The sequence below is a fragment of the Roseburia sp. 1XD42-34 genome (genome assembly GCF_009917385.1).
In the GTDB taxonomy this organism is placed as follows: Bacteria; Bacillota; Bacilli; order Bacillales; family Amphibacillaceae; genus Virgibacillus.
Map to the genome: position 1 here is coordinate 237,942 of NZ_QWLJ01000005.1, position 11,137 is coordinate 249,078.

Here is an 11,137-nt window from a genome sequence, read left to right on the forward strand (position 1 = left end):
TTCAAAGGATATTCTCTTACTCAAGATTTTATATTAGTCGTTTAACATATCTATTCAAGAAAGGTTACTTTGATAATAATTCCTTGTTCATATTCTCAGGCTTGTGCATTTCTTCTAGTAAAGGGTTTTGATAGTCACTGTAACTATCTAAGTATGCTCTTACCCCACCGATAATATTTATATTATTAACGTCTTCATTGTTCTCAAGTGCTCTTAATGCATGTTCATACCTTGTATATATCAGGTGGAGAATTCCATTGTTTATTTCGGTTTCATAATCATTATTCAATTTGTTTAAAACTAATTTAATTTGTTCTACTAATTCCGTTTTAGTATTCATTGGATCATCCTATCTACTTGGTGCTTCTCTAAATTCTCTAATCCATTCTTCAGGCCAATCTTGAGGCATTAGTATTTGATCGCCATCCCCTTCCAATAATGCTCCAGGTAAAGTGTTCTGTTTTTTGTTTTTCTACTCTACCAATAGTATTTCACCTCTTGGGACTTCTATTACAGCTTTAAATGGTTCTTAAGGCACAAATAGGAAAAAAATCACATAATGTGTTAACGCCTTTGATAGGCTCGCTCTATTAAGGGTTATGAAAAATAGAAATGCTAATGTAATAAAAACCCGATAAATTATTAAGTCAATTAGAATCACTTTTTATTTCCTTTAAAAACTCAGGGTCAATCCAAACATTTTTAACTTTGTAATCGTCCATTTCATCTTCAGAGTTATAGGGCTTTATACTTTCTAGAAAATCATTGAAACTTTCGGCAATATATATTAATGGATTTCTTGGTTTTAATTCTTCCTTTATAAGCTCTATATCATGATCCCAAAAACTAATAGTTTTGTCCTCAATATTCAGACAAACTATATTGCCTCCCTCAGCTCTGCAAATCGGTATATTATTTCTTGGTATTCGATCTTTAAATATATCGTATTGTGAATTTAGATCATTGTTTTTCTCTAAATTAACGCCAAAAAAATCTGTTATTGATATTGATTTTATTTCTCCATTAGATAATTCTAAAATGTTTGGCTCGGGAGTTCCACCATTCTTTTCTTTTAAAAAAGATACATAATCTACTGGTAAATTAGTGCCTAATTTGTTTTCAAAATCACTGAATTCTGCTTTATCAAACTTGACATTACTTGCTTCAATTTCAATCATAACCTACACCTCTTTATCAAATTATTATAAATTAGGGAGCCAATCCTTTTCTAATTAATGCAGCCCCACCAGTATGTCTCACAGATTGATGTAAATCAGTTGGCACTAACATTAAAGTCCTTCCATCTTCTACATGGTGCCAAGTGTAACCTTTAGGGGTAGCCTTTAAACCAATAGATTTATTAGCTGCTGTAAAGTCACTAGAGGTATTTCCTTTTAAACCATCTATTTTTATACTCACTTTTGAATAAGGACTAAAATCCGGGAATCCTTCTTTTGTAAATTTAACACCATTCGGATATTTTTTAGCCAAATCACCAGATAGATTGTATGTTTTTCCAGCATATTTCTTGTTTATAATTCTAACACTATTACCTTTGGTTCTCGTAACTATCTTACCAGTTTTTTCATTACCAAGCTTTAACTTACCTTCTCCCTTAATGAGTTTCCAAGCTTTTCCCGCAATTTTCCCTATCGGTACCAGAGAAGCTCCAGCAATTACTTTTTCACCTTTAGTGGAGCCACCATCCATAACCGTTTTCACATCATCCCAAAACAGAAAATCAATTGTCCCCTTTACTAATTTCCCTCCCGTTTCTCCTATGTCTTTTACTTTTCTATCCAACCACCCTTTGTTAGGTTCTCTTGGCTTCCATCGGTTTTCAGGGATAGTGTCAGTTATTTCATACTGGACATCACCTGTTTTTGACTTATACTCTCGAATTTTTCTGCCATCAGCCAAGGTATAATAAACACCATGCCATTCTCTTTTGTAATCAGACACCTTTAATTTAGAAACCACTTGGTGCTCAATGGTAGAAAATTCTCCTGTAGTTAAATAGTCACCTGATGCTGCTGTAGCTGCATGCATAGCCCTGTAACTGTAATCCATGGTTTTTAATCCAAAATGTTTCTGTAAATACTGAACCGGAATAGCAGCAAACCGACTATAGCTATAAAGTAGAAGCTTACCTGCTTCGCCGAGCACTGCCTCTAGCCTTTCATTATCTCATCTGCTTCTTTTAACGGAATGAATGCATTTGGTTCTAGCTTATGTCCAGCTTCTGACCACTTTATTACTACGGTAGGCTCTCTAATTACAGATGGATCAATTAACGTATACTCTTTGGCATATTTTTTATTAAATGAGTGCAAGTCATTTATACTTTTAATCCCTAACTTCTCTCTTACCTCTGTTTTATTAAACTCGAAAATGTCTATCTTTCCAAAACTGCCATGTTGTAATAATATGAATTTTTCTGTGTCATGGATTGCATCCTTATTCACTTCATGGTCATTCTGCATACATTTTAGTTCCATCCCTTCCTCCATTGCTTCAATAAACTCTGTCGCTGTTTGTCTTACTTCTTGTAAAAGTTTTTCCTTGTCCTGTAAATCCTTACCTTTTGTCCAATTTGCTAAATAACTGAGAGAATAATCACTGGTATCTATACCAAAATAACTTGCTACAGTATAAGCAGTCATTTCTGCTTGGAATTCCTTTTCAGCAGTGGAAAGTTTATAGTGATTTTCATGCTTTACGTGATGTAATTTGGCATGAGCTAATTCATGTAGCAATGTTTTAACATTCTGCACCTCACTATTTCGAGGATTTAAACCAATGTGACCATTCTCTTTACCAGAAACGCCATAATAGAAAGCACCTTTTGCAGCACCTAGTTCCTCAAAAGGTTCTCCTACTGATACTTTCATTTCATTGGCTAAAATTTTGAGAATTTCCATGGTATCTTTATAGTTTTCCACCTGTCCGTCTAACCATTTATTTGGAAAGATATGAGGTAAATCACTTGATGTAGCTTCTGTTTGACTAATATCAAATACATGCCCTATAGAGAAATAAAGACGACTTCTTTTCTTTTCCAATTGATTTGCTTCTAATTTTTCTTTTTCCTCATCTGTTGCATCTCTCATATGCTTCCATTTCCCATCCTCTGTTTTAAACTTAGGAACTGTTTTATTTGGCACGAGAATTTGAATTCCTTTTTCTCCTTTCTTCACAGGGAAACCCTTTTCCTTCCAAAACTTAAAACTGCCTACTGCCCTTGCTCCTTGAAATTGGCTATGAATCAGTGCTGTGTTTCTAAGAGAATATTGATAAAAGTTCCCCATAAATGCTAAATATTCTTTGAGCTGTTCAGGAGTGGCAAAATAATTTTCAATGGCCTGATTCATTTCATTGGTCAATTGTTCAACTTGTTGCTTTTTGTCTATTTTATTACTACGCATACAATCACCTTCAACTCCATTAAAAAACCCCCTCTGCTTAAAGGGAGCTTTTATCGTTCTATTTCCTGTTCTTTGGATACTTGCTTCTTGTTGCTTTCTTTTGTTTTCTTTTTTTCATAAGGTTGCATCCCAAATTCAGCTAATTCATCAGCTGTTAGCTTTCTCTCGTAAGCTACAATACCATTCTCTCCTTCACTTTCTTTCCAATCCACAAATCCTTTAGGTTGAGAATTGTCCCCTATCGGCCTTTCTTTCATTTCATACCAGAATAAGTTGTTCATTGTGTCCTTATTTTCTTCAAATTCATGCTGCTTAGTTTTTTGTTTATTAAACCCTTCTTCCATTGCTCCAATAAATTCTGTCGCTGTTTCTCTTACTTCTTGTAAAAGTTTTTCCTTGTCGTGTAAATCCTTGCCCTGAGTCCAATTTGCTAAATAACTAAGGGAGTAGTCACTTATATCCATACCAAAGTAACTTGCTACAGTATAAGCAGTCATTTCTGTTTGGAATTCCTTTTCAGCAGTAGAAAGCTTCTGGTGATTTTTATGCTTTATGTGATGTAATTTTGCATGTGCTAATTCATGTAGCAATGTTTTAACATTCTGCAATTCACTATTCCGAGGATTTAAACCAATGTGCCCATTTCTTTTACCAGAATCGTCATAGTAAAAAGCTCCTTTTGCAGCACCTAATTCATCAAAAGGTTCTCCTACTGATATATTCATTTCATTGGCCACATTTTTGAGACTTTCCAGGGTAGCTTTATAGTTTTCCACCTGTCCATCTAACCATTTTTTTGGAAAAATATGAGGTAAATCATTTGATGTAGCTTCTGTCTGACTAATATCAAATACATGTCCCACTGAAAAAGAAAGACGGCTTCTTCTCTTCTCCAATTGATTTGCTTTTAATTTTTCTTTTTCCTCATCTGTTGCATCCTCTATACGTTTCCATTTCCCATCCTCTGTTTTAAACTTGGGATCCGTTTTATTTGGCACGAGTATTTGAATTCCTTTTTCCCCTTTCTTTACCGGAAAACCATTATCCTTCCAAAACTTAGCACTGGCTACTGCTGTTGCTCCCTGAAATTGGCTGTGAATCAATGCTGTGTTTTTAAAGGAATATTGATGAAAATTTCCTATAAGTGATAAATATTCTTTGAGACGTTCAGGAGTTGCAAAATAATCTTCAATATCCTGTTCTATTTCATTCGTCAAATGTTCAACTTGTTGCTTTTTATCTATTTTATTATTACGCGTATAATCATTTTCAACTCCAGTTAAAAACTCGCTCTGCTTGTAACGAGCTTCCATCGTTCTATTATTAGTCCTTTGAGTACTTGCTTCTTTTTTGCTGTTTTTTTGCGTTTCCACTAATTCTTGGTGCATTTTTCTTTCTTTTTCTAATTCTGTTTCTATCTGCTGAAGTTTTTCCCGTTGAGCTGGCGTTAAATCCATTTCTTTGATTTCATCCAATACTTCTCTCTTAAGCGCATAAACAACATCATATCCATATTTTTGTTCGAATTCCTTCGATTTGGATTCGTATTGCTGCTTGTTAAATGGAGTCGCTTCTTTTTGCTGATTTGGTTCAGGCTCACTTAACTCTTCCAAAACTTTTTGCATGAACAGCTTTTTAAAAGCTTCTCTGTCTTTATCACTGTCTAAATCATTCTCCACATTTTGTTTGTACAAGCCAGCAAATTCTTCAAGCTCATTGATCGCCTGTTTTTCCATTGCTTCTAACTGTTCTTTTGGTAACTTCGATCTAAGTACGGCATCCCAATACTGCCTTTCTATTTTCTCACGCTCTTTTACATAGCCTTTTTGTTCTGGATACCTCTGTTCATTTTGCTTGGCAAATAGAAGCTCGCTATACTTTCTTCTTAAATCTTTTTCTGTGCTCATCTCCTTACTCTCCCTTTCAATGTTAAATTTGTTTTTGATTGGCCTTAAAACATAACCTCTGCATTTTGCAAAAAAAGAAAAAAGCTTTGAGCAAGAAAAACTTGCTCAAAGCTTTTTTAGGGGGATAACCTATATTATTACTTTACCATGTAAATCATTGATCTTCGTATAGAATTCGTATGCAAAAAGTATATCTTCTTTTGCTTTTGTCAATTTGACTCTTTTAATAATCACATGTTCTTTCTTTGCATTCCTCTTTTATTTCAGGAAATTCATTTCCTTCGGATATCGAACCAACTCTGAAGTTACTTTGATAATCAATGTCGATAGAGAAAGTCGCTTCTTTATTATTATTAACTATTCCGCTAATTACCATTCCTCCCATAGGAGTACTATAATCACCTTTTTCAAAATCTACTGTACGGATATCTTTATAGTTATTTTTTAAAAACTTTTCAACTGATTCTTCAGCTTTACGAATTGTTTCATCATCAAAATCTTCATTATTTGAGTTCACAATGCAACCTCCTAATAGTATAATTGTAATAATAAAAATTGTTGAAATGAACAGTTTTTTCATTCGTATCACATCCTAACTGAGTAACTAATATCAAAAGATGGAGGACAAAATGATGGCGAATTCCCACAGTATAACAGACAAAGCTGCTTCTAAAATTTCCAATCTGTCTTACAGGAAAATTCAAAAAAGAATCTCCATTCAATCAACAACTAAAAAACAAGTTTGGGAGAAGATTGAAACCATTAAAAGCCCTGATACTGGATTAGACGGTTATGTACTCCAAAACCCCGACACAAATGAAATCGTTATCAGTTTCAGGGGAACAGAGCCAGATTCTCTTAAAGATTATGAAGAAGACCTTCATGGAATTATTCTTGGTGATTCCGATTATACCAAAAAAGAATACGGAAAAACACCTTATTTAGGAACCCCATCTCAAGACGCTGCTTTAACAACGGGGAAGGCAAAACTTAACTCCAAAGACAAAACCCTCACGTATACGAACAAAAACCAATTTACAGAAGCTGCACCCATTGTTGAAAAATATGTAAAAAAACATGGAGCAAACAACATCGTTTTTACCGGACATTCTCTAGGGGGAGGTCTTGCGCAGTATTTCGCTGTCAAACATGACTCAAACGCTGTTACGTTTGCTTCAGCTGACGTGTTTGACCTTTTATCCAAAGAAGATCAGGAACGGGCATTAAATGGGGAGTTTAAAGATAATATTATTTCTTACACATACCCTGACGACTTCGTGGGAACGTTTTATAAGCACTCTGTTGGTTCTGTATATTATGTCGGTGATCCAGCAGAGAACAATGGAAAAACCCTTAAGACACATCGTATCAAGAACTACGTAAGCGAGGATATGTATAATGAAGAAGGTTATTTACATCCTCATTTATTGTACGGCGAAAAGATTAAAGGCCAGTTACAATCCTCTCCATTGGAGTTGAAAAATAGTGGCGTTCATGACTTTCATATTCGCATCCAAACAGAACTTATGCATCAATTAGCCACGGAAATGGAGGAAAGTGAAGAACTAATTGCAACCACAAGAGCTGCGCTAATTCGATTACTGGACGATCATCTAGATTCAATGAAACAATTAAGAAATACATATAGAAACATAGTTGGATCAGGAAAATACGATAAATTAAATACCTCTCATGTGGATGAAATATTTCGTGAATTAACAAATGTTGGGGCAGATGGAATTCCTTCTTTAATCGATATAGATGAGTTTGAACATCTTTTGGAAAAGCTTCGAAAGAATCAAAATGATACAGGAGAAATAGCTTACCATATGGTTAAAATGAGTAAAAATTTTAAACAAATCGATCAAATACTTGCTCAATGGCTACATATACGTTAATAAGGGATGGTGAAACAATGAGTAGTAGAAGTGATTGGTGGAAAGATTACCTAGAAACTAAAGCACAAAAGGAAGCGTTAGAGAAGCAAATTAAACAGAACTTAGAAGAAAATGTGGACATTACAAAGATGCAATTAGAGCACAATTACGCTGTTTTGTCACTTTTACAAAAACATCAGGTTATTTTAAGCAAAATCAACCAATATTTTGACGGAAAAGCAAATCACGCCTTAATGGAACGCTTTATAGATAATATAACTCAACTCAAAGAAATGGATCGTATTTACAAGGAAAACTATGAAAATATTCAACTTAAACAATGGTTTTGGTAGGAATAAATCTTAATAAGTGAACCCATTCATTGAAAAGAAAAAGTTTTTAACAAGAAAAACTTGTTAAAAGCTTTTTTAGGATGCTAACCTATATTATTACTTTACCATGTAAATCATTGATTTTCGTATAGAATTCGTATGCAAAAAGTATAACTGGTTTACTGTTGCTAATTTCTTTTCTATTAATCACAATTTTTTTCTTTACATTCTTCTTTCCTTTCTGGAAATCCTTCACTTAGGCCTACGCTACCCACCTTATAATTACTTTCTACACCAGCTGAAAAATCAGCTTCCCCTTCATTAATAATTCCATCAACGGTCAATCCCCCCATTGGACTTTGATAGATGTCCACGATCTCGACAGACTTTATCCCCTCATAGTTATTCTTAATATATTGCTCAACAGCTTCTTGGGCTCTTTCTTTCGTTGCCTCATCATAAGTTTCATTGTTTGATTTCACATTACAACCCCCTAATAGTATAATGATTCCAAAAGACATCAAAAGTATTTTCTTCATCGAGCTAACCTCCTTATTCTCACTGGATTTAGAAGAGAATGTAGATATTACAAAATTGCACTTCGAACATAGTTATGCTGTTGAGTCACTTTCCCAAAAACATCAGAATATTTTAACCAAAGTCAATCAACATTTTGATGGAAAAGCAAGCCATGCCTTGATGAACCGCTTTATAGAGAACATCATTCAGCTCCAAGATATGTTCTTATTTTAACTTAACTTTTAACAGTAGATTTTGAATGCTCTACTCTCATTAGATGCAAATTTATTATGACCATTCATTTATGACCAGAAAACTTATTAAAATATGTTATAATAACTCTATATTTAACGCATTTCCCTTTTTAGGTGGTGAAGAAAGATGAACAATATTAAAACCTTTGTCTTGCTGCTCGGTGTATTAGGAATTAATACTTTACGATACGGATCTTATCTTTTAGAGGGATATACAAATGTATATTATTTAGTATTCTTTTTTTTAAATTTATTAGCTTTGATTGTTGTTATCCTATCAAGACTAAAAATAAGTGCTAAAAAAACTGATGAGAAAAAAGTTAACCGTAAATAAAACATGTTTAGTTGCATCTTTAAGCAAAGCATATAAATTAGAAGCATCCACTGTTATTATTTTGATGGCGATGATTTCAACCCTCAGACAACGGAAAATTACGTTGTAAGCAACAGAATTTCTCTATTTTAAGAGAAACTCACTATATAAAGCTTTTAGCAATAAATTTAGCATTTTCCATTAGAAGTTTTGGAATATGGCAAATAGCTTGACGATTTGTGAATTTGAAATGAATCATCAAACTTATTTATAGTGTAAAATCTGAGATTATTGCAACGCTATTTACCATACCTTCTCTTTTTTACATTACGCACGTACTTCTTTATATGATTCACCGGTTTGCAGTAAATGAAATATCACTCTTATTAATTTCTTCGTTACATGGCTTAGCACCACGTTATAGTGCTTACCCTCAGCTAGCCTTTTCTCATAGTAAGCCTTTAAAGTTGGCGAGTAAATGGCTGTTAATCGTGATGCATGATACATCGCCCAGCCAAGATGAGGAGATTCGCACTTATTGGCTTTTGCAGGAATGGAACTATAATTCGGCTCCACGAAATGGATCGTGTTTACAAGGCGAACTATGAACATGTTAAACTGAAACAGGGGTTTTGGTGAAAGGTAGTTTAAATAAAATTTATACAGTTTCTGAGATAACTGAAGGCATAAGGTAAGAAAAGTTAGAGCTGTGTTAAGCTTAAGGCGCAGCTCTAACCTCAACCAAAATAGAAAACTACGATTTCCCCCTGTTCCTCTTCGGGAATTCAAAGGTGATTTTCCCTTCCAAGTCTAACGTCAAATACGCATCAAACTTCTTTCCTTTCTTGCTTTTAAATCCCTTGATCAAATTCGTTCGCTTTCCTTTTAAAAGAGATTGAACAGCTGTTTGCGGCAACTTCTTCGTTAACATCGTTTTAGGCAGGCTAAATGTACATCCCTCTTGGTAGCTGCTGCATCCATAAAATATCCCCTTATCTTGCAGTTTGCCTGTTTGACACATAGGACAATCGCCAACATGGGAATGCTCTGTTACCTGGTTGATTTCACCTTTTAGCGTTGCCACTTGATGAGGCGCTTGTTCCAATAAATAAACACCAAATTTCTTTATATTAGCTACAAATTTATCTTGTGAGCCTTCCTTTCTCCCTATTTTCGCTAGATAAGTTTCCCATTTTGCTGTCATTTCTGGACTGGCTAGCAATGTTCCATCTACTGCTTGGCAAAGGATTTTCCCTTTTGATGTTACGTACACCACATTTTTCTTTATTTCAATATACTGCTGGTTTTTTAACGTTTCAATAATGCTTGCCCTGGTAGCCTCTGTTCCAATGCCTTCCTTTTGTTTCAAGATATGCTTTGCTTCTTCATCCTCGACGTCCTTGTCTGCATATTTCATCACTTGAATTAAGTTCCCCTCCGTATACGGTTTCGGAGGCTGCGTTTTTCCTTCTTTTATAAATACATCGACCATGCAGTCATCACCTTGCTTCATGGCAGGAAGCTGCGCAGGTTGTTCTTTTTGCTTCTGTTGCTTCTCCTGTGGAAATAATACCTTCCATCCTCGATTCTTTTCTACTTTTCCAGTTTTATAAAAGCTTAACCCTCGCACATCAATGATTACTTTTGTTTCTTCATATTCATAATCAGGTGCAAACATGGCCAAGGTTGTTGCTAAAATTTCTCGATACACATCCCTTTCTTTTTCTGTCAAACGTTCCAGCTGTGGAACTTGTTTGGTTGGAATGATGGCGTAGTGCTCTTGTACCTTCGAGCTATCCACGTACGCTTTTCTTGCTGCTGGATACTTCACAGAAAAAGAAATACCTAAAGACTCTTGATAGGCAGTCAAGTTTTGCTTCACATAAGCAAATTCATTCTCTGTAATAAAGTGACAGTCCGTTCGAGGATAAGTGACCAATTTCTTTTCATACAACCCTTGAACAATCTCCAGTACCATCGATGGACTGTACTTCCGTTGTTTGTTCATCTTTGTTTGTAACGTAGATAAAGAGTGCAGCTTCGGAGCTCTCGTTTTCTTTTTTGCCTTTTCTAGTTCTTTTACTTTCCCATCCTGCTCACCTTCTTGAATACCATGGGACTGTAAAATATCCATCGCTTTTTGTTTGGTATCATAGCGCTGATTATGCTTAGCCTCAAAGCTTTGCTCATGCACCGTCACATTTCCTGCCAGCTCAAAAAATGGTTGGGACGTAAAGTTTGCAATTTCTTCTTGACGTTTATAAATCAAATATAGCGTTGGTGTTTGTACGCGCCCAACACTAAATACCCCTTGTAACCCTTTCTTTTGTAAAAGCAATGTGTATAAACGAGAAGCATTCATGCCAACTATCCAATCACTATACTGTCTTGTTTGTGCTTCTTTATATAAAGCAATATAATCACAAACCACCCGTTCTGAAGTGACCCCATAAAGTTAGACAGATAATTTTACTAAGCAGCTATTAAGGTCTGAATTCGGTATTGTACCG

Annotated in this window: 11 protein-coding genes; 3 read left to right on the top strand and 8 right to left on the bottom strand. The window is 34.9% G+C overall.

Features of this window, described 5'->3' with window-relative positions; all coding sequences use genetic code 11:
• Positions 1-64: 64 nt before the first annotated feature.
• From D1839_RS04490 to D1839_RS04515, 6 genes are all read right to left on the bottom strand, one after another.
• A complete protein-coding gene (locus D1839_RS04490; RefSeq protein WP_120378488.1) occupies positions 65-340 on the bottom strand; it encodes a hypothetical protein in 276 nt (91 codons plus the stop codon).
• Between the two features lie 307 nt (positions 341-647).
• Entirely contained in the window at positions 648-1,178 is a 531-nt protein-coding gene (locus D1839_RS04495; protein ID WP_120378487.1) for an SMI1/KNR4 family protein, read from the bottom strand.
• Between the two features lie 31 nt (positions 1,179-1,209).
• Positions 1,210-2,070: an HNH endonuclease gene (locus D1839_RS04500; protein WP_147358270.1), complete on the bottom strand. Its 861-nt coding sequence runs from the start codon at positions 2,068-2,070 to the stop codon at positions 1,210-1,212.
• Positions 2,071-2,171: 101 nt separating this feature from the next.
• Complete coding sequence (locus D1839_RS04505; RefSeq protein WP_120378485.1) at positions 2,172-3,425, bottom strand: ArdC-like ssDNA-binding domain-containing protein; 1,254 nt, start codon at positions 3,423-3,425, stop codon at positions 2,172-2,174.
• Positions 3,426-3,475: 50 nt separating this feature from the next.
• Positions 3,476-5,332, bottom strand: a complete 1,857-nt coding sequence (locus D1839_RS04510) for an ArdC-like ssDNA-binding domain-containing protein (RefSeq protein ID WP_120378484.1) — start codon at positions 5,330-5,332, stop codon at positions 3,476-3,478.
• A gap of 223 nt (positions 5,333-5,555) precedes the next feature.
• On the bottom strand, positions 5,556-5,849 hold the full coding sequence (locus D1839_RS04515) for a DUF1433 domain-containing protein (protein ID WP_158589593.1): 294 nt from the start codon (positions 5,847-5,849) through the stop codon (positions 5,556-5,558).
• A gap of 115 nt (positions 5,850-5,964) precedes the next feature.
• Between D1839_RS04515 and D1839_RS04520 the strand changes: the two genes are divergently transcribed.
• Entirely contained in the window at positions 5,965-7,230 is a 1,266-nt protein-coding gene (locus D1839_RS04520; RefSeq protein ID WP_158589592.1) for a lipase family protein, read from the top strand.
• 17 nt (positions 7,231-7,247) lie between these two features.
• Positions 7,248-7,562, top strand: coding sequence for a hypothetical protein (locus D1839_RS04525; RefSeq protein ID WP_120378481.1), 315 nt, complete (start codon positions 7,248-7,250; stop codon positions 7,560-7,562).
• A 182-nt stretch (positions 7,563-7,744) separates the two neighbouring features.
• On the opposite strand, the gene D1839_RS04530 is transcribed toward D1839_RS04525, so the two are convergent.
• The gene (locus tag D1839_RS04530; protein WP_120378480.1) at positions 7,745-8,080 is read right to left on the bottom strand and encodes a DUF1433 domain-containing protein; all 336 of its coding nucleotides are present in this window, start codon (positions 8,078-8,080) and stop codon (positions 7,745-7,747) included.
• Between the two features lie 361 nt (positions 8,081-8,441).
• On the opposite strand from D1839_RS04530, the gene D1839_RS04535 reads away from it, so the two are divergent.
• Positions 8,442-8,648 carry a hypothetical protein gene (locus D1839_RS04535; protein WP_120378479.1) on the top strand — a complete coding sequence of 69 codons (207 nt, stop codon included), beginning with the start codon at positions 8,442-8,444 and terminating at the stop codon, positions 8,646-8,648.
• A gap of 733 nt (positions 8,649-9,381) precedes the next feature.
• Here D1839_RS04535 and D1839_RS04540 read toward each other — a convergent pair.
• Positions 9,382-11,058 carry a type IA DNA topoisomerase gene (locus D1839_RS04540; protein WP_120378477.1) on the bottom strand — a complete coding sequence of 559 codons (1,677 nt, stop codon included), beginning with the start codon at positions 11,056-11,058 and terminating at the stop codon, positions 9,382-9,384.
• Positions 11,059-11,137: the final 79 nt, after the last annotated feature.